Below are 26125 nucleotides of genomic sequence, written 5' to 3'. Positions count from 1 at the left end.
TTTTGAAAAAGGATGATTGACATGGAAAAGATACTCACCTTACATCATGAAGGACAGATAGCACTTATCACGATTCAGCATCCACCAGCAAACGCCTTATCTTCTCAGCTGCTCACCGAGCTTAATGAGATGTTTGACCAGCTCGAACAAAATGAAGAAGTAAGAGCCATTGTGATCCACGGAGAAGGTAGATTTTTCTCAGCAGGTGCTGATATTAAGGAATTTACGACGTTACAGGAAGAGTCTGACTATTCAAGCCTTGCAGACAGAGGGCAGCAGGTCTTTGAACGGATTGAACAATGTCCAAAACCGGTCATTGCTTCAATTCATGGAGCTGCATTAGGCGGGGGCCTTGAGCTTGCCATGTCTTGTGATATCCGAATCGCAACAAAAGATGCGAAGCTTGGATTGCCGGAACTAAACCTCGGCATCATTCCGGGATTCGGCGGTACGCAGCGCCTGCCGCGCTATGTTGGTTCTGCTAAAGCGCTGGAAATGATGGGTACAGCTGAACCGATTACAGGTGAAGAAGCATTCGCCTGCGGACTCGTTTCAAAGCTGGCAGAAACAGAGGAAAAGGCGCTCGAAGCAGCCAAAACACTTGCGTCAAAATTTGCAACGAAAAGTCCAAAGTCACTCGAGTATGTGCTGGATTTATTGAATGCGACAAAATTGTATTCATATGATGGCGGTATGAAGCTAGAAGCCAAAAAGTTCGGTGAGATTTTCCAATCGAATGACGCCAAAGAAGGTATACAAGCCTTTATCGAAAAGCGCAAACCGAATTTTAAAGGGGAATAAAGGATTCAAACGAAACAAGGGGGAGAAATGGATGAATATATTTGTTTTGATGAAGCGTACGTTTGACACGGAAGAGAAGATTTCCATTCAGTCTGGTGCAATTCAAGAAGATGGAGCAGAGTTCATTATTAATCCTTATGACGAGTACGCCATAGAAGAAGCCATCCAGCTTCGCGACGAGCACGGGGGAGAAGTGACCGTTGTGACAGTTGGCAGTGAGGATGCGGAAAAGCAGCTGCGAACAGCGCTTGCTATGGGCTGCGATCAAGCTGTTTTATTAAATGTGGAAGACGACTTAGAAGAGTGGGATCAATATTCAGCTTCTACAATTCTTTACCATTATTTAAAAGACAAAGAGGCTTCCTTGATTTTAGCAGGGAATGTGGCAATTGACGGGGGCTCTGGACAGGTTGCCCCGCGTCTTGCTGAATTACTTGGGTTTTCATATGTCACAACAATTACAAGTATTCAAATTGACGGCGGCTCTGCTTCGATTGAACGAGATGCAGAAGGTGATGTGGAAGTCATTTCTGCTGAGCTCCCGCTTGTTGTCACTGCGCAGCAAGGTCTCAATGAGCCTCGCTATCCATCATTACCTGGCATTATGAAGGCAAAGAAAAAGCCTTTAGAAGAATTGGAACTGGATGATTTAGATCTGGATGAAGACGATGTGCCATATAAAATCAAAACAATTGAACGTTTCTTACCGGAGAAAAAAGAGGGTGGCAAGGTGCTGAGCGGTGAGCTTCAGGATCAAGTCAAAGAACTGACGGATTTATTAAGAAATGAAGCAAAGATCATCTAAACATCCACTTTACGATATCACGAGAACAAGGGGGAACTTGAAAGATGAGTAAAAAAGTTGTTGTACTTGGAGAAAGTCGTGACGGTAAATTAAGAAATGTGACATTTGAAGCCATTGCTGCCGCTCATCAAGTGGCAGATGGCGGTGAAGTCATTGGCGTGTTAATAGGGGATAACGTCAAAGACCTAGCGAATGAACTGCTTTACTATGGAGCGGATCATGTCATGATTGTGGAGCATCCGCACCTTTCATATTATACGTCAGATGGTTTCGCGCAAGCACTTCAAGCCATATTAGATCAGGTCAACCCAGATGCCGTCCTCTTTGGCCATACGTCTATCGGAAAAGACTTGTCGCCGAAAATAGCTGCACGCTTGCAGACTGGTCTCATTTCAGATGCGATTGATGTAAGCGTTACCGGAGAACATCTTGTTTTCACAAGACCGATTTACTCTGGAAAAGCCTTCGAAAAAGTGATTTCAACAGATCGTCTGCTTTTGGCGACTATACGCCCGAACAACGTGGCACCTCTTGAGCGGGATGCCTCACGAAGCGGAGACATTACACCCGTTTCTGTCGATATTCAGAACCTGCGAACGATCGTGAAGGAAGTCATTAAAAAAACGTCAGAAGGTGTAGATTTATCTGAAGCAAAGGTCATCGTCGCCGGGGGACGCGGGGTCAAGAGCAAGGAAGGGTTTGAACCGCTGAATGAACTCGCTGAGACGCTGGGCGCAGCAGTAGGTGCCTCGCGTGGTGCCTGTGATGCAGACTACTGTGATTATGCCCTGCAAATTGGGCAAACAGGCAAGGTCGTCACACCTGATCTCTATATTGCGTGCGGGATATCAGGGGCGATTCAGCATTTAGCTGGAATGTCTAACAGTAAAGTCATTGTGGCGATTAACAAAGACCCAGAAGCTGAGATCTTCAAAATTGCCGATTACGGAATCGTCGGTGACTTGTTTGAAGTGGTACCGCTTTTGAATGAAGAGTTAAAAAAGATGAATATCCACTCGTAACGCTCATACACTCAGAATGCCTAGGTATTCTGGGTTTTTTTGTATGTAATCAATACACAAAGGAGCGGTTGACAAGTGAAGGGGACAGTAAAAGTGAATGACGTGATCGGACGTATTTCTAAACACATCTATGGACATTTTCAAGAGCATTTAGGAAGAGGGATTTATGACGGGATTTGGGTCGGAAAAGATTCAGAGATTGAGCATATTGAGGGGATTCGTACGGATGTGTTAAAAGCCCTTCAAGCATTACATATTCCGGTGCTTAGGTGGCCGGGCGGCTGCTTCGCAGACGAGTATCATTGGGCAAATGGTGTGGGAGATCTCAGCGAACGAAAGCCGATGGTGAACACTCATTGGGGTGGTACGGTTGAATCCAATGCATTTGGTACGCATGAATTTATGAAATTGTGTGAGCTGCTTGAATGTGAGCCTTATATTTGCGGAAATGTGGGAAGTGGGACTGTTCAAGAATTAGCAGACTGGATCGAGTACATCACTTTTCCAAAGGGAACACCTATGTCTGATTGGCGCATTCAAAATGGAAAACAAGAACCTTGGGATCTGACCTATGTTGGTGTAGGAAACGAAAGCTGGGGCTGCGGCGGGAATATGACGCCTGAATACTATGCCGATTTATATAAACGATATCAAACGTATGTGAGAGAGTTTGCAGGTCAGACGATATACAAAATTGCGTGCGGCGCCAATTCAAATGATGTGAATTGGACAAAAGTATTAATGGAGCGGGCCGCTCCTTGGATGGATGGACTCAGTTTGCATTACTACACTGTACCTGGTACGTGGGAGAAGAAAGGATCAGCGACTGAATTTGATGAAGATGAATGGTTTATCACGTTGAAAAAAGCCTATGAGATGGAACGGCTTGTCGTGGATCATGGAGAGATCATGGATCGTTATGATCCAGACAAGCGAATTGGGATGATTATTGATGAATGGGGAACATGGTATGACCCAGAACCAGGGACGAATCCAGGATTTTTGTATCAGCAAAACACACTAAGAGACGCACTTGTTTGTGCCCTTCATTTTCATATCTTTCATCGTCATTGCCAGCGGATTCATATGGCGAATATTGCCCAGACGGTCAATGTTCTGCAAGCAATGGTGTTAACGGAAGACGAAAAGATGCTTCTGACGCCTACGTATCATGTGTTTCACATGTTTCAAGTGCATCAAGAGGAGGAAGCACTTGAAGTGGAATTCGTGTCAACGCCTTATGAACGCAGTGGTGAAAAAATACCTCAGGTTAGTGTGTCAGCTTCGCGTTCGTCAGATAAGATGCATATTAGCTTCTGTCACCTGAATCCACATGAACAAAACGAAGTATCCCTTGCCATTGAAGGTTTGGATGCAGAAACGAAAGTCACAGGCCGCGTGCTGACAGCAGACCGCATGAATGCGCACAACACATTTGATGATCCTCATGCTGTCCAGCCAGCAGAGTTTCAGCAATTTGCTGTAAAACCCGGTGAGTTGACCATAGAGCTGCCGCCAATGTCTGTGGTGATGATTACGATTGATCTCGCTTGATCGCATATTTAAATGTTTGATGAGCAGGATGTTGGGGCATCATACATTGTAAACGAAGCGGAAAGGGAGTTATTTATATGCTTAGAACGATTCTCATGATTATCGGTGCAATTGTTGTCATTGGTGCGATTGTACGGTTTGTTTTTTAATTCATTTCATAAAAAAAGATTCGTAAGCATTTCATTCGCAAGTCACATTGGTAGATGCTATACTAAAAATCATAATTTACATTGGAGGAATGAATAATGGCAATCGTAAAAGCTACTGACTCAACATTTTCACAAGAAACTGCAGAAGGTGTTGTTCTTGCTGACTTTTGGGCACCATGGTGCGGACCTTGTAAAATGATTGCTCCAGTTCTTGAAGAACTTGATCAAGAAATGGGCGATAAAATGAAAATTGTAAAAGTTGATGTAGACGATAACCAAGAAACTGCTGGTAAATACGGCGTGATGAGTATTCCAACACTTCTTGTTTTAAAAGACGGTGAAGTCGTAGAAACGTCTGTTGGTTTCAAACCAAAAGAAGCACTTGCTGAGCTTGTTAACAAACATCTATAAACCTGTCTATGCCCTAGCGGCATACTCACTGAAGCGGTTCTCGTAAAGACGAGAGCCGCTTTTCTTTCAACATGGTATAAAACAAATGTTCGTGATACACTAGAAGGAGTGAAAGAGGAAAACAAGGACGGATGAAAATATGAACAAAATGATCAAAGAAAAGCTATCGGTCTTGCCAGATCAACCAGGCTGCTATTTAATGAAAGATCGACAAAATACAGTCATTTATGTGGGGAAGGCAAAGGTCTTAAAAAATAGAGTACGCTCTTATTTCACTGGATCTCATGATGCCAAAACGCAGCGGCTTGTCAGTGAAATTGAGGACTTTGAATACATTGTCACCTCTTCTAATATCGAGGCACTCATTTTAGAGCTAAATTTAATCAAAAAATACGACCCAAAATACAATGTCATGCTCAAGGATGACAAAACGTATCCTTTTATTAAAATTACGAATGAACGGCATCCTAAGCTGATCGTCACCCGTCATGTGAAAAAGGACAAAGGGAAATATTTCGGACCATACCCGAACGTACAGGCAGCACGTGAAACGAAAAAGCTGCTCGACCGTTTATATCCTCTCAGAAAATGTGCCACCCTCCCTGATCGCGTCTGTTTATATTATCATCTTGGACAATGTCTCGCGCCATGTGTGTATGACATTTCTGAAGAAACGAATAAGCAGCTCGTGGACGAAATCATAAGGTTTCTAAACGGAGGACATCAGCAAATCAAAAAAGAACTCACCGAAAAAATGCAGGAAGCCGCCGAACAATTAGAGTTTGAACGGGCAAAAGAACTGAGAGACCAAATCGCTTACATTGACTCTACGATGGAAAAGCAGAAAATGACGATGAGCGATTTATCAGATCGAGATGTTTTTTCATATGCCTATGACAAGGGCTGGATGTGTGTCCAGGTCTTCTTCATCAGGCAGGGGAAATTGATTGAACGCGACGTCAGCCTGTTTCCTATGTATCAAGATCCTGAGGAAGAGTTTCTCACGTTTATGGGACAATTTTATGCAAAAAACAACCACTTTCTGCCGAAGGAAATTTTAGTGCCAGATAGCGTAGATCAAGAGATGATTGAACAATTGCTTGAGACGAACGTTCATCAGCCGAAAAAAGGAAAGAAAAAGGATTTGCTTTTACTTGCCCATCAAAATGCCAAAATTGCCTTAAAAGAAAAATTTTCGCTCATTGAGCGTGATGAAGAGCGGTCCATTGGTGCAGTGAAGCAGCTTGGAGATGCGCTAAATATTTATATGCCTTACCGGATTGAGGCATTTGATAACTCGAATATTCAAGGTGCAGACCCGGTTTCTGCCATGGTCGTCTTTCAGGACGGGAAGCCGTATAAAAAGGAATACCGAAAATACAAAATTAAAACAGTCACAGGTCCAGATGATTATGCATCGATGCGTGAAGTCATTAGAAGGCGATATACCCGCGTGTTAAAGGATGAGCTCCCGCTACCAGATTTGATTTTAATTGATGGAGGAAAGGGACAGATCAATGCAGCGATAGATGTGCTTGAAAATGAATTGAATCTGTCTGTCCCAGTAGCAGGTCTAGTCAAAGATGAAAAGCACCGGACATCGAATCTGATGATGGGCGATACACTGGAAATTGTTGCACTAGAGCGGAATAGCCAGGCCTTCTATTTATTGCAGCGTATTCAAGATGAAGTGCACCGGTTCGCGATTAGCTTTCACCGGCAGCTGCGCGGAAAAAATGCATTTCAATCTATTTTAGACGATGTGCCAGGTATCGGAGAAAAGCGTAAAAAACAGCTTCTTAAACATTTTGGCTCTGTGAAAAAGATGAAAGAAGCTTCTATCCAAGACTTTCAGGAGGCTGGCATCCCGAAACAAACGGCCGAGCTTTTAATCGAAGCGTTAAAAAAATAGATTGTACTTTTTCCAAAAGTCTGTTAAGATTGTGACTAAATTTAATAAATGAACGTGTTGTTTGTTGAAGATAGAGGTGCGAACTTCAAAAGTAAGCCTTCAGAGATCGATGGGGTCTAGGAAGAGGGCTGAAAGGGGAGCGTCGCCGAAGTGAATAAAATCCACTCATTTTATTCGCTGGCTGTACATTGAAGAAATGTAGGGCTGTCAAGAATTTATTTCTTGGAGGGCTATCTCATTGTTTGCATCGTTTGATGATGATTATAAAGCAATGGGAGATCTGTTCTCTCATTGCTTTTTTTATTTGCAGTGAGCAGGCAGTCTCCAAAGCCGCTTCTTGCCTCTTCTCTCACACGTGATCTTTTGAAAAAGGGTGGTAGACATGGGACTAATTGTACAAAAATTTGGCGGAACGTCTGTTGGATCGACAGAAAAAATTCGCAATGCTGCAGAAAGGGTCATCGCTGAACGCGAGGCCGGACATGATGTGGTTGTGGTTGTGTCGGCAATGGGTAAATCAACGGATGTTCTAGTAGACCTAGCGGAAGAACTCACAGATCATCCGAGCAAAAGAGAAATGGATATGCTGCTTGCAACTGGAGAGCAAGTGACCATTTCCTTATTAACGATGGCGCTGCAAGCAAAAGGCTATGATGCCATTTCCTTTACAGGCTGGCAGGCTGGTATGAAAACAGAGCAAGTACATGGTAACGCAAGAATCGTCGATATTGATGAATCAAGAATAAAAGAGGAATTAAGTGCTGGGAAAGTGGTTGTTGTGGCAGGCTTCCAAGGAATTGCAGATAATATGCATATCACAACACTTGGACGTGGTGGATCAGATACGACAGCTGTGGCACTTGCTGCTGCACTAAAAGCGGATAAATGTGATATTTACACAGATGTATCAGGTGTGTTTACGACAGATCCGCGTTATGTACCGGCCGCGCGGAAACTTGCAGGTATTTCATACGATGAGATGCTCGAACTGGCTAATTTAGGAGCTGGCGTCTTGCATCCAAGAGCTGTCGAATTTGCGAAAAATTATCAAGTCCCACTAGAAGTCCGTTCTAGTATTGAAAATGAATCGGGTACGTTAATTGAGGAGGAATCATCCATGGAACAAAATTTAGTCGTCAGAGGCATTGCATTTGAGGATCAGATTACACGCGTGACGGTGTGCGGTCTTTCAAGCGGTCTCACCACATTGTCGACCATCTTTACGACACTTGCGAAGCAAAATATCAATGTCGATATCATCATTCAGTCCGTCACAAGCACCAATCAGACGTCGATCTCTTTCTCTGTGAAAACGGATGATTTGTCTAAAACAGTTGAAGTGTTAGAAGAATATAAAGGAGCACTTGGCTACGAACAGATCGAGACAGAAAGCAAATTAGCCAAAGTATCCATCGTTGGATCTGGTATGGTCTCAAATCCAGGCGTAGCCGCTGAAATGTTCGCTGTGTTAGCGGAAAAAGATATACAAGTGAAAATGGTCAGTACGTCTGAAATCAAAGTCTCAACAGTGGTTGGCCGGGACGATATGGTCAAAGCAGTTGAAGCACTGCATGATGCGTTTGATTTATCAAAGGTAGCTGCGCATTCTTAAAGAGGCAGGGAGGTGTATCTCATGAAAGAGTGCACCTCTTTTTTATATTCGAAACCGCCGCATACAAGAAAGGAAAACGTGCGTAAACCCATTCACTAAGTATGCTATGATAGAAGAAGACAAACAAAAAAAGGCGTGACCTGAAGTCCGCGCCTTTCATAAAGAGTGTTAGCTAGGGTCTCTTAAATCCCATTTAACGGTTAAAATGACTTTATCAGCACGCTTTTTCACTTGTTCATAAGATTCAGCCACGTGCTCGTTGAGAAGCTGGATTTGTTCAGCAATAAAACCTGCTTCCATCTGAAAGCATGGCTCCTTTTGATAGGTGAGTCGATTTGATACAAGTGGACCTTCGAGCTCAAACTCAATTTCCTGTTTTTTCGAATGGACCATCGTGAGAGTTCCCCATCCGGCATCATGGAAAAATTCGGGGATTTTCTCCCATGACTCTTGAGGAAATTTACGAGCAAGCAGCTTACCCGCAAAATACATCATAGATGAATGGTCCTGACCAAGAATATCAGGAAGCAGAACTTCGCGTATCAGCTCGTAGGCAAATCCATTGACTTCAATTTCTTTTAGCTGTTCTAAGTTAGATTCGAATTTATTCATTGTACGGCTCCCCTCTTTCAACAATTTATTATAGCTTATGTGAGCATATGATGACAGAGTTTTCCCTGAAGTCTAAGAAATTCTTATTGTAGTAAAACGAATTTTGATTTAAAACTTTTAAATTTCGGAAAATTTTAATTTATGTACGCGGTTTCTTGACGCTTTTTTGACATAGGAGTAAAATGAAATTGTCAATAAATTTGAATAAAGTGCTTACAATTGAAAGAAGCGGGGGTAAGACAATTTTCAGCAATTGCACTTTTTACTAGGGGGTAAAGTAATGTCGGGGAACAAAGAATTTTTTTATCGGAGATTGCATTCTTTGCTTGGCGTCATTCCGGTCGGTCTATTTTTAATTCAGCATTTAGTGGTGAACCACTTTGCGACGAGTGGACCAGAGGCGTTTAACAAAGCTGCACACTTTATGGAACAGCTTCCATTCAGATATGCACTTGAGCTGTTCGTGATTTTCTTACCACTGATCTATCATGCTGTTTATGGGGTGTACATAGCCTTTACGGCACAAAATAACACGTCTCGCTTCAGTTACTTAAGAAACTGGTTGTTCAGACTGCAAAGGGTTTCAGGTATCATCACATTGATTTTTGTCACTTGGCATGTATGGGAAACGCGAATTCAAGCGCAGCTTGGAGCTGAAGTGAACTATGACATGATGGCGAATATTTTAAGCTCTCCATTTATGCTAGGCTTCTATATTGTCGGCGTTTTATCTACTATTTTCCACTTTGCTAATGGCTTGTGGTCATTTGCTGTCAGCTGGGGAATTACTGTTTCACCACGCTCACAAAGAATCTCCACATATGTGACATTAGGTATATTTATAGCGCTTTCATATGTAGGGCTAAGAGCAATTTTCGCTTTTGTTTAAGAGGAAATAGATTAGTAGAAGAGGGAGAGGGGCTACAATGAGTAATTCTAGCATCATCGTTGTCGGAGGCGGCTTAGCTGGTCTTATGGCAACTATTAAAGCAGCAGAAGCGGGAACAGCTGTTAAACTATTTTCAATCGTACCTGTAAAACGTTCGCATTCTGTATGTGCACAGGGCGGAATCAACGGAGCGGTGAATACAAAAGGTGAAGGGGATTCACCTTATGAACATTTTGATGACACGGTGTATGGCGGAGACTTCTTAGCCAACCAGCCGCCAGTAAAGGCAATGTGTGAAGCAGCGCCGTCCATTATCCACTTACTTGATCGGATGGGTGTTATGTTTAACAGAACACCAGAGGGATTACTGGACTTCCGCCGTTTCGGGGGAACACAGCACCACCGTACAGCATTTGCTGGAGCTACAACAGGTCAGCAGCTATTATATGCACTTGATGAGCAGGTTCGCCGCTATGAAGTAGCAGGACTTGTCACGAAATATGAAGGCTGGGAATTCCTTGGCGCTGTGTTAGATGACGAGGAAGTATGCCGAGGCATTGTCGCGCAGAACTTGACGACAATGGAAATTGAATCCTTCCGTTCAGATGCAGTGATCATGGCAACAGGCGGTCCTGGAATCGTGTTCGGAAAATCAACAAACTCCATGATTAACACTGGCTCTGCTGCATCTATCGTCTATCAGCAAGGGGCTCATTATGCAAATGGAGAATTCATTCAAATTCATCCAACAGCGATCCCTGGAGATGACAAGCTTCGTCTCATGAGTGAATCGGCTCGTGGTGAAGGTGGACGTGTTTGGACATATAAAGACGGGAAGCCTTGGTACTTCCTTGAAGAGAAATACCCGGCATACGGAAACCTTGTACCGCGTGATATCGCAACGCGTGAGATCTTTGACGTATGTGTCGAGCAAAAGCTTGGCATCAACGGAGAGAACATGGTATATCTCGATCTTTCTCATAAAGATCCAAAAGAACTTGATATTAAACTAGGCGGCATCATTGAAATCTATGAAAAATTCATGGGTGATGACCCGCGTAAGCTCCCAATGAAAATTTTCCCTGCTGTTCATTACTCAATGGGCGGATTATGGGTTGATTATGATCAAATGACGAATATCAAAGGCCTATTTGCTGCCGGAGAATGTGATTACTCTATGCACGGCGGAAACAGACTTGGTGCAAACTCACTGCTTTCAGCCATTTACGGCGGAATGGTCGCTGGACCAAATGCTGTGAAGTACATTAGCGGTCTTGAAAAGTCTGCGGAAGACCTATCTTCTGCAACATTTGACAGCGCTGTGAAGAAAGAGCAGGAGAAATGGGACAACATCCTCGGCATGGATGGAACAGAAAATGCGTACGTGCTTCATAAAGAGCTTGGAGAATGGATGACGGATAACGTCACAGTTGTTCGTTACAATGACAAACTCTTAAAAACAGATCAGAAGATCGAAGAACTAATGGAGCGCTACAAGCAGATCAACATCAACGATACAGCTTCATGGAGCAACCAAGGCGCTGCCTTCACACGTCAGCTTGACAACATGCTTCAGCTGGCAAGAGTCATTACGATCGGGGCTTACAACCGAAATGAAAGCCGAGGCGCACACTACAAACCGGACTTCCCAGAGAGAAACGATGAAGAGTTCCTAAAAACAACGATGGCTACGTTCAAAGGAAAAAATCAAAAGCCTGCATTCCACTATGAGGACGTCGATGTATCGTTAATTGCACCTCGTAAACGAGATTACTCGAAGAAAAAGGTGGAGAAATAAGATGAGTGAAAAAAACACGATTCAATTCATAATCACACGTCAAGATACAGCAGATGGAAAGCCTTATGATGAAGAATTCGAAATCCCTTACCGCCCAAATATGAACGTCATTTCCGCACTCATGGAAATTAGACGGAACCCGGTCAATAAACAAGGGAAAAAAACAACGGCGATCAACTGGGATATGAACTGTCTTGAAGAGGTGTGCGGAGCTTGTTCTATGGTCATTAATGGAACACCGCGTCAATCATGTACAGCCTTGATTGACAAGTTAGACCAGCCGATTCGTCTTCAGCCGATGAAGACATTCCCGGTTGTGAGAGATTTGCAGGTTGATAGAAGCCGGATGTTCAATTCCTTGAAAAAGGTGAAGGCATGGGTACCGATTGATGGTACGTATGATCTTGGTCCTGGACCAAGAATGCCTGAGAAAAAACGTCAATGGGCCTACGAGCTTTCTAAATGTATGACATGTGGTGTCTGCCTTGAAGCTTGTCCAAACGTGAATGATAAGTCTTCCTTTATGGGACCTGCACCGCTTTCGCAAGTTCGTCTATTTAACGCACATCCGACAGGTGCGATGAATAAATCTGACCGTCTAGAAGAAATTATGGGGGACGGTGGTCTTGCGAACTGCGGGAACTCCCAAAACTGTGTGCAGTCTTGTCCGAAAGGAATCCCGCTGACAACGTCAATTGCTGCACTTAACCGAGATACAACTTTACAAGCGTTCCGTAACTTCTTCGGAAGCGATCACGCAGAATAACATTACATTCAGTCCTCTTTGCCAATCATGATGAGTGTTTAAGAGGCTGGATGCAACATATAAACAAACGCCTCTTCCAATACGGGAGAGGCGTTTTGTTTCCAAATAAGGAGATGGTCAAGTGAGATTGCCGTCATATATTGAAGAGCCGTTTGAAGAGTGGAGGGCATCCTTTCGATTTTATGTCGAAACGACCGTTCGCTTTTCAGAAACGGATATGTTTGGCCATATGAACAATGTCACCCCTTTTGTGTATTTTGAAGAGGCGCGCATTGCCTTTTTTCAAAAAACAGGAATTGTTGATAAACGGATGAAGCGTGTGAGAGAAACCATGACAGTCGTCGCTAACCTGCAATGTGATTACATCAAGCAGGTAGAGATTGGAGAGAGACTTCGTGTGTATGTCAAGCCGGAAAAGGTAGGCTCAAGCTCACTCATTCTTCATTATTTAGGAGAAAATGAGCAGCAGGAACCATGCTTTACAGGCTCAGTCACCATGGTGCAAATTAGTAAAGACACAGGCACATCTGTCCCATTTACTGAAGAAGAAAAAGAGACATTTCAGGCGCAGCGAAATGAGTAGCATGCTGGCTCATCAACGTGTACGCTTCATTTTGTTATAATAAAAGCATCATATCAAGAAGAAATAAGAGGAGAACATATGAAGATTTTTCAATATGACACCATTGATAGTACAAATAATGAAGCAAAAAGGCTTATGCAGCAAGGAGAAAAGCCCTCATTTGCTGTCTATGCACACCAGCAGACAGCAGGAAGGGGCAGACTCGGCAGGCCGTGGGAAACACCTTTAGGGAATGTGGCGGTAACCATGACAGTCATGCCGCCAGAAGAACTCTCCACCCAGTCAACGATCGCCCCGCTGACAGCACTAGCAATCTATGATGTGCTGAAACCACTCATAAGAGCGGACGATCAACTGGCGATCAAATGGCCGAATGATATCCTCATTAATGAAGCAAAGGTATCCGGCACATTAATTGAAGCAGACCGCAGCGCCATTTATATCGGTGTTGGCATCAATGTAGAGACGAAGCCGGAGCATGTCCCGTACAAAACCATTTGCTTATCAGAGCTGACAGAGGTGAAAGCAGATCAGCTAGTGAAAGACCTGGCAGCGGCTTTTGAAAAATACCATACACGCTGGCAGAATGAAGGATTTGAAGCACTCACTGCCCTTTATAACAAACGGTTATATCGTCTCAACAAGCCGCTTCGCATTTCGTTAGATCGTGAAAAACAAACATGGGAAGAAGGCATTTGCTGCGGCGTTAACCGCTTTGGTCATCTTCAGCTAAAAGATGATAAAGGACAAATCAAAGCTCATTCTGCCGGAGATATTGATGCCCCGCTTCAACATTAAAAAAAGCAGACGATGTTCTCGTCTGCTCAGCGTGTAGACAAACCCTCGCATTCGTTGTCAGGTCTGCGCGCTGGTGCTCACGAATGTTCAATTCGCTCCGCGCCAGTACTCGTCCTTCCTAGACTTCAAAGGTTTTCTATCACGCTGAAAAGAAGACAAAGTGCTAAAATAAAAATCATTTTAGCACTTTGTCAACAATCTAAGCAGACGATGTTCTCGTCTGCTTTAGGCTTCTCTTTTAATATGAGGCTGCACAATATAATCTTGTTTCGTAAAGACAACCCCGTCTAGAATTTCTCTTGCGGTTCGAATGACTTTGACTCTGTTTTGAGACACGTCAATGTCCGTTTGCATTATCCCAGCAGGGTGCCCAATTCGAAGCGTATCATGTTGTCCATCATAAAGCTGTGCAGGAAGCGTATGTTCCATAAAACAGCTGGCTGACACGCAGACAGAGCCGGTAATGGCAAGCGCTTGGTGTGGTCTTTGCATCGATAGCATGCGTACGACGATATCCATATCGGCTGCTCGTCTCATCACTCCGTTTGTATCCACATAATCAGCAGGCTCGCTAATGATCGCAAGCTTCGGAACAGCTGGTGACTGTAATGTCGCCATGTCTTTTGGCGCAAAGTGACACATTTCAGCAGCGATGGAACGAATCTCTTCTAAATCATTCAGTAATGCGTCTGTAAACTCCTCAGGCAATTCAGTTCCATTTAAATGAAGATCCTTCGCACGGACAAAGGCAATGGGATTTGCGATGTCAACGATCGAGATCGGAATCTCTCCGAATTTTGTCTGAATCATATCCATGCGGTTCCCTGTCGGAAAGGTTTTACCTGTCACAGCGCCTTCAGGATTTTCAAAAGATAAATAAATGGGAGAACCTGTCCCTTTTACTCCTGGAATTTCTGCCTGTCCCTCAAATTTTACTTCTCCATTTTCGACTTCGACCTCTGCTGTAATGACTTTATTTGTGTTGGTATTGAGGATACGTACAGTCGTAATGGGCTCAACCGCTTGAACAAGTCCTTTAATGATGGCGTATGGTCCAACCGCTGATGAGATATTCCCGCAGTTCCCTTTAAAGTCGACATATCTCTCATTGATGCTGACTTGTGCAAACGTATAGTTCACATCCACATCTGGACGTGTGGCTTTATCGATAATGGCCACTTTGCTTGTTAAAGAATTACCACCGCCGATTCCATCGACCTGCAACCGGTCAGGGCTGCCCATAATGTCTAGTAGAAATGCCTCGAGCTCATCGTGTTCAAATGGTGCATTGTTTGCTTGAATGAATACCCCTTTACTTGTACCGCCTCGCATGATTGTGATTGGAACTTTTCTCATTGCTCTCACCCTCAATTTTTAATGAACTGTTTATCTAATCAAAATGGTAAAGTATAATAAGAAATAAGTTAAATACATTATTTTAAGATGAATCAATAAAATTTTTTTATAACTAGTGAAAAAGGAGGGCACACAATGGATGAGAAAGACTGGCGGTTTTTAAAGGTGCTTTATGAAGAAAAGAACATCACAAAAGCGGCAGAAAAATTATTTGTCTCTCAGCCTGCCTTAAGCTATCGGTTGAAGCAGCTTGAAGAAGAGTTCGATATGAAGCTTTTCTTTAAAAGAAAACGAGGGATTGAATTTACGTCAGAAGGCGAGTACTTGGCTGCATACGCAAATGACATGCTCAAACAGCTTCAGCAAACGAAAGATGGTATGCTGAATATGCAAAAAAAGGTCAAAGGGACAATCAGGTTAGGGGTCTCAAGTAACTTTGCTCAGTATAAGCTCCCAGAAATTTTAAGAGAATTTTCTAAGCAGTATCCACATGTTCAATTCATGGTGAATACAGGATGGAGCACAAAAGTCATGGATTTATTAGGGACATCAAGTGTCCATTTAGGCATTTTAAGAGGGGATTACGACTGGAATGGAGAGCGGTTTTTGCTCGATAAAGAGCGGCTTTGTATCATTTCAAAATCAGAAATTCAGCTGAAAGACCTCCCAAATCTGCCGCTCATTGACTATCATACAGATAGTTCATTAAAACGATTGATTAACAGATGGTGGCAGGAAACGTTCACCATGCCTCCACTTGTGACGATGGAGACAGACCGCCAGGATACATCAAAAGAGATGGTCAAGCATGGTTTAGGCTATGCCATTGTCCCAGAAATTTGCCTCAGACCAAGTGATGAGCTATTTGTAAAAGGTCTTTCGTATAAAGATGGACAGCCCGTTTTAAGAGATACATGGCTTATGTACCAGCCAGACTCCCTTCATTTATCTGTTGTGAAAGCATTCATTGAGTTTTTAAGAAGTCAGCAAGGTTGATTATAAAAGAAATTTATAGAATATACGAAAAAATCAATATTTTCATTATGAAAAAAGCTATTATATCCTTGAAATAGAAAGCGCTAACATATAGATCGCAAGTGCAAGGGGGCGCTTGCAGATCATGTAAAGAAGAGGATGGAGGGATATAAAGTGCTAGCTATTTTAGGGATCTTAATGGTCTTGACATTTACATTTCTTATTATGACGAAACGTATGCATCCGGTGGTGGCTCTAACCGTTGTACCTATCATATTTGCATTGATCGGTGGCTTTAACAAAGGATTAGGGGACATGATGCTTGATGGACTGAAAACTGTTGCACCATCAGCTGCTTTATTGTTATTTGCCATTTTATTCTTTGGTGTCATGCTGGATGCTGGATTATTTGATCCTCTGATTAAACTCATTTTACGTATTGTAAAAGGTGATCCTGTCAAAATTGCTTTTGGGGTAGCGATTTTGTCTATGCTTGTTGCTTTAGATGGTGATGGAACAACAACGTATATGATCACCGTATCAGCAATGCTACCACTTTTCTTAAGAATTGGGATGAACCCATTAATTTTAGGAACGATTTCATTATTGTCTTTAGGAATTATGAGCGGAATGACGCCTTGGGGCGGTCCGGCTACCCGTGCCATCGCGGCGCTTGGATTAGATGCTGGTGAATTTTTTATTCCATTAATTCCAACAATGGTTGGAGGCGGTCTTTTTATTCTTTTTACTGCGTATGTGCTTGGAAAAAAAGAGCGGAAACGAATTGGGGTTGCAGAGATTCAGTACAAAGAAGAGGCCTCGATCTCCCCTGAATTGGCAGCGTCAATAGAAGATGGAGTAGAAGACATGAAAAGACCCAACCTCATTTGGGTGAACTTCTTCTTGACGATTGCGGTGATGGCGACACTTGTTTTAGATATCGTACCGATTCCAGTTCTCTTCTTAATTGGATTTGTCATCGCTCTCATGATCAACTATCCAAAGGTTGAAGATCAGCGCGAGAGAATTTTGTCGCATGCAGGAAATGCCTTAACGGTCATTACCCTTGTGTTTGCAGCAGGGATTTTCACAGGCATTTTTTCGGGGACAAAAATGGTGGAGTCCATTGCTCATTTGGTCATTTACATGATTCCAGATTCCTACAGCTCATTTTTTCCGCTGATTGTTGCTTTGACGAGTATGCCATTTACATTTGTTCTTTCAAATGATGCTTACTATTTCGGGGTGCTGCCCATTCTGGCTGAGGCCGGTGCAGCATACGGAATTGATCCGGTGGAGATTGCACGTGCCTCTATTATCGGACAGCCTGTTCACTTGCTGAGCCCTCTTGTGGCTTCAACGCTGCTTCTTGTCAGTATGCTGAACAAAGATATTGGCGATTTGCAAAAATATGCACTGCTGTGGACCGTGTTAACTGCCCTTTTTACAACATTGATCGCTTTGTTGACAGGTGCCATTTCTATCTTTTAAATAGGTGTATGAAAAGGACGGTGTCTCAGGTAGGAGACTCGTCCTTTTTTGTGCGGATAAAAGCGCACAAAATGGACGCTCATATGCGGGAATTCTCGATTTTAACGTCACCTACCTCGAGCAACCGGCATATGATATCTCGACTATACAGAATCCCATTCTATAGAGACTAGAGCTCTCACCTTAGCAAGGAGGGTTACAATACTTGAAGGAGAAAGAGTTTCAATCCAAGCCGCTATTAACCAAAAGAGAAAGAGAAGTATTCGAATTGCTCGTCCAAGATAAAACAACAAAAGAAATTGCAAGCGAGCTTTTTATTAGCGAAAAGACTGTTCGAAATCATATTTCGAATGCCATGCAAAAGCTAGGAGTCAAAGGTCGTTCACAGGCCGTAGTCGAGCTTCTGCGTATGGGTGAGCTAGAGCTCTAAAGTCAGCCGGTTTTCCTTCCATACAAGGGAGGAACCGGTTATTTCTATATGGTTTCCATGAGTCTCTTCTTGCATTTTCTCTGAAAAACGAGGAAAATAGGAATGTACGTTTTAATCAAAGTGAGATGCTATAGTGAGGTATCAATGAAATGGAAACGAATGAGTTCGACCATGTAGCAGAGATTGAAAAATCATTGCGCCATATTGCTGCAATTATTAAGCAAAAAGGCAGAGAAATCCTGAATCAATATACGATTACACCTCCTCAATTTGTAGGGCTTCAGTGGCTTTATGAATTCGGAGATATGACAATAGGTGAGCTATCACAAAAGATGTATTTGGCTTGCAGTACAACCACCGACTTAATTGATCGAATGGAAAAAAGTGAACTTGTCGAACGAGTAAAAGATCCTTCTGACCGCCGCGTGGTTCGCATTCATTTATTGCCTGAAGGCGAGCGGATCATTCAAGAAGTGATTGTTAAACGCCAAGAATACGTCAGTGAACTTCTAGGGGCTTTCTCAGAAGAAGAAGCCATCGTTTTCAATCAATCCTTAACGAAACTACAGCAGCAAATGAAAAGAAAATGAGGCGATTTTGTTGGATCAACCAATCGGCGTCATTGATTCCGGCGTCGGCGGTTTAACCGTTGCAAAGGAAATCATGAGACAACTGCCAAAAGAAAAAATCATTTACGTAGGCGATACAAAACGGTGCCCGTATGGCCCGCGGAAAGAAGAAGAAGTTCTTCAATATACTTGGGAAATGGCACACTACTTATTAAGACATCACCATATTAAAATGCTCGTCATCGCATGCAACACAGCGACGGCAATTGCCCTTGATGAAATCAAAGCAACACTCGATATTCCGGTCATTGGCGTGATTCAGCCCGGCGCCCGCACAGCGATCAAGGTGACAAACAACCAGCAGATTGGTGTCATTGGTACAGCCAATACGATCAAAAGTGAGGCTTACAAAGAAGCTCTGCTATCTTTAAAAGCAGGACTAGCGGTTCAAAGTCTGGCATGTCCGCTGCTTGTTCCCTTTGTGGAAAGCGGTACATTTTTAGATCAGACAGCAGATGAAGTGGTGAAAGATTCCCTTGAACCGATGAAAGAAACAGGAATTGATACACTCATTCTTGGCTGCACACACTATCCGATTTTAAAAGAGTCGATTCAGCGCTTTATGGGCAGTGATGTGAGCATCATTTCATCAGGGGATGAGACAGCTAGGGAAGCGAGTACAATTCTTTCCTATAAAGGACTGTTAAACACTTCCCAAGAAGCACCTGTCCATACATTTTATACAACAGGGCAGCAGCAAAATTTTGAAAACATTGCTCGTGACTGGTTTGGCTACCTGCCAGGGAAGGTCGAAACCGTATCACTCGAACACGTCTATCAGCAATAACCCGCTTCTTCTTGAGGTGGGTTATTTTTTTATGAAAAGGGTCTAATCCGCAGAGGGAGCTCGTATACATAGTAGTACAAACTACTAGAGGAGGGTGAAGTATGCTGAAAAAAGGATCTACAGCAGCTGTGACGTGTATCGCGTCAGCCATGCTTTTGTCAGGATGCGGATTGTTTCAAACAGACCAAGCGAAAACAGAGATTGACCCGCCACAAAACGTCACATATGTGAAAGATAATAAAGAAGATAAACAAACAGCCAAAGAAGGAAAAGAAGAGAAGCAGGCAGATACAGTCATGAGAGAATTATATTTAATTGATAAAAACGGGTATGTCGTCTCTCAGTCCATTCCACTGCCGAAAAATGAAGGAAGTGCCAAACAAACCCTTGAATACCTTGTGGACGGAGGACCGATTTCTAACCTCATGCCAAATGGATTCCGGGCTGTTTTGCCGGCCGACACGAGCGTATCTGTCGATATTAAAGACGGAACGGCCGTAGTGGATTTTTCAAATGAATTCAAAAACTATAAAAAAGAAGATGAACAGCGAATCCTGCAATCTGTCACTTGGACGTTAACGCAGTTTGATTCTGTCGCCAAAGTCAAATTGAAAATGAATGGTCATGAACTAAAAGAAATGCCTGTGAACGGTACACCGATTTCAGATGATTTAAGCAGAGAAGACGGTATTAATATTCAGCACGAGGCTGCCGCTGATATGACATCGACAAAGCCAGTGACGGTTTATTACTTAGCTGAATCTGATGAACAGACGTACTATGTTCCTGTCACCAAAAGAACGCCAAAAGACGAGGATGATCCGATTACAGCAGCCATTGATGAGCTCGTCTCTGGACCGAGCAAAAAAAGCCATTTGCTCACAGACTTTGATCAAGATGTAAAGCTGAATGATATCCCGAAAGTAAAAGACGGACATGTGACACTTGATTTCAACGAATCCATTTTCGGCAGCGCAGATGAAAAGAAAAAGGTCATTTCACAAAAAGTTCTTGATAGCATTGTGCTCACATTAACAGAGCTGCCGGACGTCAAAAGCGTCTCCGTTAAGGTAAACGGCAAGGCTGAGCTTGTGAACGAAAAAGGAACAGAGCTGACAAAGCCGGTTTCAAGACCAGAACAAGTGAATACAGGTAGTTTTTAACGGCACACATTGATATAATGGAGAAAAAGAGGCATGCATATTCGCTGCCTCTTTTTTATTCCAAGCGATTAGAACGAGCCGAGGTTGTCAAAGTTAGTAGGAGAACCCCGCTGGCACCCGCGCGGAATGTATATTGTAACGGAGGTAAATCATGAGATTAGATGAAAGACACTATGACGAATTAAGAAAAGTTGAAATAGAGGCAGGCTACATTACGCATCCAGAAGGCTCTGTCTTAATCTCAGCGGGCAATACGAAGGTGATTTGTAACGCATCCATCGAAGACCGCGTACCTCCTTTTTTAAGAGGAGAAGGAAAAGGCTGGATTACAGCAGAATATAGCATGCTTCCAAGAGCAACTGCTCAAAGAACCATTAGAGAATCATCTAAAGGAAAAGTGACAGGACGTACAATGGAAATTCAGCGATTAATTGGACGAGCACTCCGTGCAGTCGTTGACTTAGAAAAGCTTGGCGAACGCACGATTTGGATTGACTGTGATGTCATTCAAGCAGACGGCGGTACACGCACAGCATCCATTACAGGTGCTTTTGTCGCCATGACACTTGCGATTCAAAAGCTTCGAGCAGAAGGAGTCATCAAACAAAACCCGATCACTGATTATTTAGCGGCGATATCCGTCGGAATTGATTCTCAGCAGGGTCTTCTGTTAGATTTAAATTATGAAGAAGATTCTTCAGCTGAAGTAGATATGAATGTCATCATGACAGGCGCTGGACGCTTTGTTGAACTTCAAGGCACAGGTGAAGAAGCGACATTCTCAAGAGAACAGCTAAACGGACTGCTTGATTTAGCCGAAAAGGGCATCAAAGAATTAATCGAAAAGCAAAAAGCAGTGACAGGAGAAGTCATCGAATAAAAAGAAGGGTTTGATCAGGATGAAAACAGCCATCATTGCAACGCACAATGCGGGCAAAGCGAAAGAATTCAAAGCCATTCTTGAGCCAAAAGGATTCACGGTCAAAACACTAGCAGACATCGGCTTTACTGAAGAGATTGAAGAAACAGGACATACCTTCGAAGAAAATGCCATTATCAAAGCCGAGGCGATTCAAGCCAAAGCGGGTGAAATGGTCATTGCAGACGATTCCGGTTTGTCGATTGACTATCTTGGCGGAAAACCTGGCGTCTATTCAGCCAGATACGCTGGAGAGCATAAAAACGATGCTGAGAATGTAGAAAAAGTGCTGAGCGAACTTCAAGGCATTGAAAAAGAAGACCGCACAGCTAGATTCAGATGTGCCCTGGCTGTCAGCATACCAGGTAAAGAAACAAAAACGGTAGAAGGATCAGTAGAAGGTTTTATCGCACAGGAACCAATCGGCGAAAATGGCTTCGGATACGACCCGATTTTCATCGTCAAAGACAAAGACCAGACGATGGCCGAATTATCACCAGAAGAGAAAAACAAGATCAGCCATCGAGCGGTCGCGCTTCAAAAGCTTTCATCACTGCTAGACGCAAATGAATAAGGAGGAATGAAGCCATGAAGATACTCATCATTAGTGACAGTCATGGACTCACAGACGAACTTCAAACCATTGCCAAACGGCATGCGGCTGAAGTCGACATGATGATTCACTGCGGAGATTCAGAACTCGAAACGAACCACCCAGCACTCGAAGGATACAAAGTCGTCAAAGGAAATTGTGACTTTATGGGCGATTTTGAAGAAGAGCTCCTGCTCCCACTTGATGGAGGCGGAAAACTATTTCTCACTCACGGACATCTGCATGGCATCAAACAATCCTTGCTTCAAGTCTACTACCGTGCAGAAGAGCTAGGTGCAGACATCATCTGCTTTGGCCACTCGCACATCCCAGGCAGTGAGTGGCTAAGAGGTAAACTACTCATTAACCCAGGCAGCGTGCACCTGCCAAGAGTGCGTAAAGAGCGCAGCTACGCTATACTGACACTAGATGGAAGCGAAGCGAACGTACAGTTTTTCACAGACGAAGGTCAGGTCATACAAGACCTCGAAAACACGGTCACATTGGAAGGTATTTCATAAGGGTGCAGCATTTGCCCCTTGTGAAAAAACTTTCGAAAAACCGTTGACTTTAAAGAACAATAGTAATATAATAAATCTTGTCGGTGAGGTACTCACCAACAGAACACTACATAACAACATGTCCCAGTAGCTCAGCTGGATAGAGCAACGCCCTTCTAAGGCGTCGGTCGGGAGTTCGAATCTCTCCTGGGACGTACTAATGTAAAAGCCTGAAACCCTTTATTATCAAGGATTTCAGGCTTTTTTTTGTTTTGAAATTTAAGTTTAGCTTTTGCTATAAATTAGAATGTTGAAAGTGTATACAAAAAAAGGGAGCTGCATAAACAACAGTTCCCTAGAGGATGAGTTAATTTTTCTTGTAGTCCTTTATTAAGCTTGAAACCACTAAACCCATAACACTAAAAGCCACAATATAAAATAAAACATTTGTTACAGGTGTATCAATTTTCCCTAAGATCATCACAAGGGCAATAATAGCGCCGGGTAAAGTAATTAATAACATTTTGGATGGTTTGCTTTGCTGTGTCACTGAATGACCTCCTGATTGATCCATTATCTAGGTATTTTAGTTAATTTTAGCATATAGAGATTATACGAACAATATAAGAAAGGGGAGCAACCCACTTATAGAGCGAAACAGAGGAAACCCACTTCTTCTTGTGCGAAATCAATCTAGACTTGCGTATATCTGATTTTGTGGAAATTATTTCAATTGAACCTTTTGTGTAATAAAATGTATATGATTTATACAAAGGGGTGAGATGGCGGTGAAGCATTTTTTAACGGCAATCGTAGTGGCTGTCATTGTGGGGATCATTGTTTATGTTGCAGATGATCGTTTAAGTATGTTTCCGTTGATGCTGATTTTAGCGGTTGCGATCTATATCGTAAGCAGGATTAGCGCATCATTGATAAAAAAATATTCCAAAGAAAATAGATAATAATACAGTCCCTCCATTGAAAGGGCGTTTTTTAATGAACCTTCCATTTATTTTTAACTAATGAAAAAGACATTACAAAGGTGTAAATATTCAAAAGAGGGAATATTCTTTCTCCAACTGAAAAAATTAAGGTGTATAGTAGAAGGAGAAGATGAAGCGAGTGATAAGTGAGAGCTTGCATTATCAAATGGGCAGATAGAAAGCGATTTACAGGGGAAATTCTTTTCAGGGTATGGAGTTGATACTGGAAATGGATGTTCTATGGATGATCATGCTTTGAAATTGAAAAATACATAATCTCAAACGTCTCAGAAAAATAATGAAAGGAATGATCCCTTGTACAAAATTGATCCAACAAACTTAATTTTTGAAAATGGAGAGAAAAAAAGCAGCTCAGAAGGTGATCAATTATTTGTCAAACAGTTAGGACATGTCGAGATCACAAGCGGTCATATCGTTGCCTGTGATCCTTTTGTTTCAGAGGGAGACCAATCTTTTTCTAAGAAGGTTCATCCGGGAAAATATCCTATTCTACTTATGGTTAAGCGGTTAGAAAGTGGAGACGAACGTGTAGCCTATGCAATGATTAAGTTTACAAACGAGCAAGCAATAGAATGGGAGCTTGCCACAAGAGCAGGGCAGGAACTCAATCAATTGAAAGAAGACAAGTTCTTCGGCTACGGTGTAAATACGGGGATGGGCTGCTTTATGGATGCGGAGGCAGCACTATATTTACAAGCTTATGAGGAAAAGCGATATAAAGAGGACAATGATTTTTATTTTTATGAGGAATTTGCAGAAGCGCTTGAGCAAAACTACAAGCACACATGGGACTGGCTCGTTACTCGTTTTCATGACAAAGTGGACATTGCCATGTTTACAACAGGCTTCGGCGACGGGATGTATCCAAGCTTTTGGGGGCTAGATCAAAACGGAGAGCCCGCTTGCCTTGTGACGGATTTTTTAATAATGGACTGAGAAGAAACCCATGAATCATGGGTTTTTTTATTGTTCTTTGATTATAGACTTAGGCAGTTTTTGATTGAACCTATTATTTTAAGCGACTCTTTAGTAAGTCACTTTTTCGATACTTTTTTCTATTAATTTCTATTTAAAAAGATCAATTATTCTATAAAAATAAAAAAACACTCCGATAATGAAGAAGTAAGATAATGAAAAGGGAGTGTTATTTTTGAAAAAATGGGTCGTCATGATGTTGCTAGTAATCCTTTCATTCACGCAGTCAGTTCAAATGGTACATGCGGCTAAGGATGAATGGAATCAATTAGCTGATTTGCCCACAGCAAGAGTGGGATCTGTAGCTAATGCAGTGGATGGGAAAATTTATGTGATTGGTGGGTTCAATGCGTTTAATGAAACGTTAGAATATGATCCTTCTGTCGATAAGTGGACTAAAAAGAAAGACATACCTACTGGAAGAGGAGGAGCAGCATCAGTAGTAGTAGGTTCAAAAATATATGTTCTTGCTGGAAAACATACGGGTTTTACTTATAATAAGTTTGAGGTGTATGATACAAAAAATGATGAATGGGAAACGTTACCTGATATTCCCTTTGTTAGCAAATCAAAAGGCTCTTATAACGTTCAAGCGGGTGTTATTGGAAATAAAATTTATGTATTTGGTGGAAAAGAGTTTTTTAGCTATGATCTTTCTGAGCAAACATGGAAAGAAGAAGCTCCTCTAAATGTTAAAATAGAAGGAGCAATCGGTCTAGTATTAGATGAGAAGTTTTACATCTTTGGCAAAAACGATAAACGTGAAGTTTTTGAATTTGACGCTAAAAAAGAAGTTTGGACTGCAAAGAAAAAAGGGTTTGTCAGTGGTTATTTGAATGGTGTAACTTATAAAAATAACATGATATTTCCAGGTGGTACAACAAGAAGTTTAATTGCATATGATACTGAACAAGAAGAATTAGTTAGAATAGATGTGCCTTACCACAATATGCGTATAGGAGCTTCATCAGTAGTTATTGGAGATATGTTATACCTTTTAGGCGGTCGAGATTATAATTTGAATTATACAGAGACTGCAGACAAAAACTACAAATCTTTTATCTCTTTATCTTTAAAAGATCTAGAATTTCCAAACAATACAGAAACCCCAGGCGACAAAGACCCGGATCCAGCAACACCGCCAAAAGACGGTTCAACTAATCCAGGCGACAAAGACCCAGAACCAACCACACCACCAAAAGACAGTGCAACTGATGAAGACGGCGATGCTCTCCTCATCATCACAATGGTCAATGGTTTGCAAAAAGAGTATGACCTCTCCATGAAAGAAGTCAACGCTTTCCTATCCTGGTACAAGAAGCGTGATGCCGGAGAAGGACCAGGGTTTTATGAAATTGATGAGCATGACAACAATAAAGGTCCCTTTGAAAGTAAAAAGGATTATGTGGTGTTCAAAAACATTCTCATGTTCGAAGTCAATAAATATAAGAAGTAATTGAAATCAAAGCCATCTAGGCAAACTAGGTGGCTTTTGCGTTTATTCGACAGCTTTCACCAATTTTAAGGCAAATTTAAGCTGGAATTTCATTTCAAATACATTAAATCTTTGTTACAATAAGACAGCTTTGCCT

At 42.3% G+C, this 26125-nt stretch carries 27 protein-coding genes, 1 tRNA gene and 1 riboswitch; of the genes, 25 read left to right on the top strand and 3 right to left on the bottom strand.

From position 1 onward, the window contains the following. Positions 1-21: 21 nt before the first annotated feature. The 7 genes from MKY18_RS12835 (at position 22) to MKY18_RS12805 (ending at position 8266) form a co-directional block, all read left to right on the top strand. On the top strand, positions 22-801 hold the full coding sequence (locus tag MKY18_RS12835; protein ID WP_065098561.1) for an enoyl-CoA hydratase: 780 nt from the start codon (positions 22-24) through the stop codon (positions 799-801). Between the two features lie 31 nt (positions 802-832). Continuing rightward, positions 833-1606: an electron transfer flavoprotein subunit beta/FixA family protein gene (locus tag MKY18_RS12830; protein WP_065098560.1), complete on the top strand. Its 774-nt coding sequence runs from the start codon at positions 833-835 to the stop codon at positions 1604-1606. Between the two features lie 44 nt (positions 1607-1650). Continuing rightward, positions 1651-2628, top strand: a complete 978-nt coding sequence (locus tag MKY18_RS12825) for an electron transfer flavoprotein subunit alpha/FixB family protein (RefSeq protein ID WP_065098559.1) — start codon at positions 1651-1653, stop codon at positions 2626-2628. Positions 2629-2703: 75 nt separating this feature from the next. Then, positions 2704-4182 carry an alpha-N-arabinofuranosidase gene (locus MKY18_RS12820; protein WP_065098558.1) on the top strand — a complete coding sequence of 493 codons (1479 nt, stop codon included), beginning with the start codon at positions 2704-2706 and terminating at the stop codon, positions 4180-4182. 245 nt (positions 4183-4427) lie between these two features. Next, complete coding sequence (gene trxA, locus MKY18_RS12815; RefSeq protein ID WP_106065715.1) at positions 4428-4742, top strand: thioredoxin; 315 nt, start codon at positions 4428-4430, stop codon at positions 4740-4742. Positions 4743-4881: 139 nt separating this feature from the next. Next, entirely contained in the window at positions 4882-6654 is a 1773-nt protein-coding gene (gene uvrC / locus MKY18_RS12810) for an excinuclease ABC subunit UvrC (protein WP_185107109.1), read from the top strand. A 63-nt stretch (positions 6655-6717) separates the two neighbouring features. Continuing rightward, a riboswitch (Lysine riboswitch) is annotated at positions 6718-6895 on the top strand. Positions 6896-7036: 141 nt separating this feature from the next. Next, a complete protein-coding gene (locus MKY18_RS12805) occupies positions 7037-8266 on the top strand; it encodes an aspartate kinase (RefSeq protein ID WP_044139953.1) in 1230 nt (409 codons plus the stop codon). 168 nt (positions 8267-8434) lie between these two features. Here MKY18_RS12805 and MKY18_RS12800 read toward each other — a convergent pair whose 3' ends face one another. Further along, entirely contained in the window at positions 8435-8878 is a 444-nt protein-coding gene (locus MKY18_RS12800) for a YslB family protein (RefSeq protein ID WP_003216293.1), read from the bottom strand. A 280-nt stretch (positions 8879-9158) separates the two neighbouring features. On the opposite strand from MKY18_RS12800, the gene MKY18_RS12795 reads away from it, so the two are divergent. From MKY18_RS12795 to MKY18_RS12775, 5 genes are all read left to right on the top strand, one after another. Further along, positions 9159-9767 (top strand): succinate dehydrogenase cytochrome b558 subunit, encoded by a 609-nt coding sequence (locus MKY18_RS12795; protein ID WP_044139954.1) that lies wholly within the window; start codon positions 9159-9161, stop codon positions 9765-9767. A 37-nt stretch (positions 9768-9804) separates the two neighbouring features. Next, complete coding sequence (gene sdhA, locus MKY18_RS12790) at positions 9805-11565, top strand: succinate dehydrogenase flavoprotein subunit (protein WP_003216403.1); 1761 nt, start codon at positions 9805-9807, stop codon at positions 11563-11565. 1 nt (position 11566) lies between these two features. Then, positions 11567-12331, top strand: a complete 765-nt coding sequence (sdhB, locus tag MKY18_RS12785; protein ID WP_185107107.1) for a succinate dehydrogenase iron-sulfur subunit — start codon at positions 11567-11569, stop codon at positions 12329-12331. Positions 12332-12452: 121 nt separating this feature from the next. Next, complete coding sequence (locus MKY18_RS12780; RefSeq protein ID WP_044139955.1) at positions 12453-12914, top strand: thioesterase family protein; 462 nt, start codon at positions 12453-12455, stop codon at positions 12912-12914. A 78-nt stretch (positions 12915-12992) separates the two neighbouring features. After that, positions 12993-13712: a biotin--[acetyl-CoA-carboxylase] ligase gene (locus MKY18_RS12775; protein WP_113767530.1), complete on the top strand. Its 720-nt coding sequence runs from the start codon at positions 12993-12995 to the stop codon at positions 13710-13712. 225 nt (positions 13713-13937) lie between these two features. Here MKY18_RS12775 and MKY18_RS12770 read toward each other — a convergent pair whose 3' ends face one another. Further along, on the bottom strand, positions 13938-15068 hold the full coding sequence (locus MKY18_RS12770) for a PrpF domain-containing protein (RefSeq protein ID WP_268508561.1): 1131 nt from the start codon (positions 15066-15068) through the stop codon (positions 13938-13940). 135 nt (positions 15069-15203) lie between these two features. Between MKY18_RS12770 and MKY18_RS12765 the strand changes: the two genes are divergently transcribed. The 10 genes from MKY18_RS12765 to MKY18_RS12720 all read left to right on the top strand — a co-directional run bounded on the left by MKY18_RS12765 (position 15204) and on the right by MKY18_RS12720 (position 22769). Further along, positions 15204-16064, top strand: a complete 861-nt coding sequence (locus MKY18_RS12765) for a LysR family transcriptional regulator (protein WP_003216318.1) — start codon at positions 15204-15206, stop codon at positions 16062-16064. A gap of 153 nt (positions 16065-16217) precedes the next feature. Beyond that, on the top strand, positions 16218-17534 hold the full coding sequence (locus MKY18_RS12760; RefSeq protein WP_044140038.1) for a citrate:proton symporter: 1317 nt from the start codon (positions 16218-16220) through the stop codon (positions 17532-17534). Positions 17535-17739: 205 nt separating this feature from the next. Beyond that, positions 17740-17964 (top strand): spore germination transcription factor GerE, encoded by a 225-nt coding sequence (gene gerE / locus MKY18_RS12755; RefSeq protein WP_003184172.1) that lies wholly within the window; start codon positions 17740-17742, stop codon positions 17962-17964. Between the two features lie 149 nt (positions 17965-18113). Further along, positions 18114-18554: a MarR family transcriptional regulator gene (locus tag MKY18_RS12750; RefSeq protein WP_003216546.1), complete on the top strand. Its 441-nt coding sequence runs from the start codon at positions 18114-18116 to the stop codon at positions 18552-18554. 7 nt (positions 18555-18561) lie between these two features. Further along, positions 18562-19380, top strand: coding sequence for a glutamate racemase (gene racE, locus MKY18_RS12745; protein WP_012010811.1), 819 nt, complete (start codon positions 18562-18564; stop codon positions 19378-19380). A gap of 101 nt (positions 19381-19481) precedes the next feature. Then, the gene (locus MKY18_RS12740) at positions 19482-20543 is read left to right on the top strand and encodes a GerMN domain-containing protein (protein WP_113767527.1); all 1062 of its coding nucleotides are present in this window, start codon (positions 19482-19484) and stop codon (positions 20541-20543) included. 151 nt (positions 20544-20694) lie between these two features. Continuing rightward, positions 20695-21423 (top strand): ribonuclease PH, encoded by a 729-nt coding sequence (gene rph / locus MKY18_RS12735; protein ID WP_044139960.1) that lies wholly within the window; start codon positions 20695-20697, stop codon positions 21421-21423. Positions 21424-21433: 10 nt separating this feature from the next. After that, positions 21434-22036, top strand: coding sequence for an XTP/dITP diphosphatase (locus MKY18_RS12730; RefSeq protein ID WP_185107100.1), 603 nt, complete (start codon positions 21434-21436; stop codon positions 22034-22036). A gap of 14 nt (positions 22037-22050) precedes the next feature. Then, positions 22051-22575: a metallophosphoesterase gene (locus MKY18_RS12725; protein ID WP_044139962.1), complete on the top strand. Its 525-nt coding sequence runs from the start codon at positions 22051-22053 to the stop codon at positions 22573-22575. Between the two features lie 120 nt (positions 22576-22695). After that, positions 22696-22769: transfer RNA gene (locus MKY18_RS12720), tRNA-Arg, on the top strand. Between the two features lie 152 nt (positions 22770-22921). Here MKY18_RS12720 and MKY18_RS12715 read toward each other — a convergent pair. Next, entirely contained in the window at positions 22922-23104 is a 183-nt protein-coding gene (locus MKY18_RS12715; RefSeq protein ID WP_113767524.1) for a hypothetical protein, read from the bottom strand. Positions 23105-23336: 232 nt separating this feature from the next. Here MKY18_RS12715 and MKY18_RS12710 point away from each other — a divergent pair, with 232 nt between their 5' ends. From MKY18_RS12710 to MKY18_RS12700, 3 genes are all read left to right on the top strand, one after another. Further along, entirely contained in the window at positions 23337-23516 is a 180-nt protein-coding gene (locus tag MKY18_RS12710) for a hypothetical protein (RefSeq protein ID WP_113767523.1), read from the top strand. A 336-nt stretch (positions 23517-23852) separates the two neighbouring features. After that, positions 23853-24494 (top strand): DUF4241 domain-containing protein, encoded by a 642-nt coding sequence (locus MKY18_RS12705; RefSeq protein ID WP_185107096.1) that lies wholly within the window; start codon positions 23853-23855, stop codon positions 24492-24494. A 214-nt stretch (positions 24495-24708) separates the two neighbouring features. Beyond that, the gene (locus tag MKY18_RS12700) at positions 24709-25989 is read left to right on the top strand and encodes a DUF1668 domain-containing protein (RefSeq protein WP_268453018.1); all 1281 of its coding nucleotides are present in this window, start codon (positions 24709-24711) and stop codon (positions 25987-25989) included. Positions 25990-26125: the final 136 nt, after the last annotated feature.

The sequence above is a fragment of the Bacillus sp. FSL R7-0672 genome, assembly GCF_038601465.1.
GTDB classification, from domain to species: domain Bacteria; phylum Bacillota; class Bacilli; order Bacillales; family Bacillaceae; genus Bacillus; species Bacillus pumilus.
Note: the sequence above shows the minus strand (reverse complement) of the source record. Positions and strands in the feature narration are given on the sequence as shown.

What these genes read in the sequence shown, in the direction of transcription:
- MKY18_RS12835 (WP_065098561.1), top strand. Translation starts at nt 22, where the DNA reads ATGGAAAAGATACTCACCTTACATCATGAAGGACAGATAGCACTTATC.
- MKY18_RS12830 (WP_065098560.1), top strand. Translation starts at nt 833, where the DNA reads ATGAATATATTTGTTTTGATGAAGCGTACGTTTGACACGGAAGAGAAG.
- MKY18_RS12825 (WP_065098559.1), top strand. Translation starts at nt 1,651, where the DNA reads ATGAGTAAAAAAGTTGTTGTACTTGGAGAAAGTCGTGACGGTAAATTA.
- trxA (WP_106065715.1), top strand. Translation starts at nt 4,428, where the DNA reads ATGGCAATCGTAAAAGCTACTGACTCAACATTTTCACAAGAAACTGCA.
- uvrC (WP_185107109.1), top strand. Translation starts at nt 4,882, where the DNA reads ATGAACAAAATGATCAAAGAAAAGCTATCGGTCTTGCCAGATCAACCA.
- MKY18_RS12805 (WP_044139953.1), top strand. Translation starts at nt 7,037, where the DNA reads ATGGGACTAATTGTACAAAAATTTGGCGGAACGTCTGTTGGATCGACA.
- MKY18_RS12800 (WP_003216293.1), bottom strand. Translation starts at nt 8,878, where the DNA reads ATGAATAAATTCGAATCTAACTTAGAACAGCTAAAAGAAATTGAAGTC.
- MKY18_RS12795 (WP_044139954.1), top strand. Translation starts at nt 9,159, where the DNA reads ATGTCGGGGAACAAAGAATTTTTTTATCGGAGATTGCATTCTTTGCTT.
- sdhA (WP_003216403.1), top strand. Translation starts at nt 9,805, where the DNA reads ATGAGTAATTCTAGCATCATCGTTGTCGGAGGCGGCTTAGCTGGTCTT.
- sdhB (WP_185107107.1), top strand. Translation starts at nt 11,567, where the DNA reads ATGAGTGAAAAAAACACGATTCAATTCATAATCACACGTCAAGATACA.
- MKY18_RS12775 (WP_113767530.1), top strand. Translation starts at nt 12,993, where the DNA reads ATGAAGATTTTTCAATATGACACCATTGATAGTACAAATAATGAAGCA.
- MKY18_RS12770 (WP_268508561.1), bottom strand. Translation starts at nt 15,068, where the DNA reads ATGAGAAAAGTTCCAATCACAATCATGCGAGGCGGTACAAGTAAAGGG.
- MKY18_RS12765 (WP_003216318.1), top strand. Translation starts at nt 15,204, where the DNA reads ATGGATGAGAAAGACTGGCGGTTTTTAAAGGTGCTTTATGAAGAAAAG.
- MKY18_RS12750 (WP_003216546.1), top strand. Translation starts at nt 18,114, where the DNA reads ATGGAAACGAATGAGTTCGACCATGTAGCAGAGATTGAAAAATCATTG.
- MKY18_RS12740 (WP_113767527.1), top strand. Translation starts at nt 19,482, where the DNA reads ATGCTGAAAAAAGGATCTACAGCAGCTGTGACGTGTATCGCGTCAGCC.
- rph (WP_044139960.1), top strand. Translation starts at nt 20,695, where the DNA reads ATGAGATTAGATGAAAGACACTATGACGAATTAAGAAAAGTTGAAATA.
- MKY18_RS12725 (WP_044139962.1), top strand. Translation starts at nt 22,051, where the DNA reads ATGAAGATACTCATCATTAGTGACAGTCATGGACTCACAGACGAACTT.
- MKY18_RS12710 (WP_113767523.1), top strand. Translation starts at nt 23,337, where the DNA reads ATGGCGGTGAAGCATTTTTTAACGGCAATCGTAGTGGCTGTCATTGTG.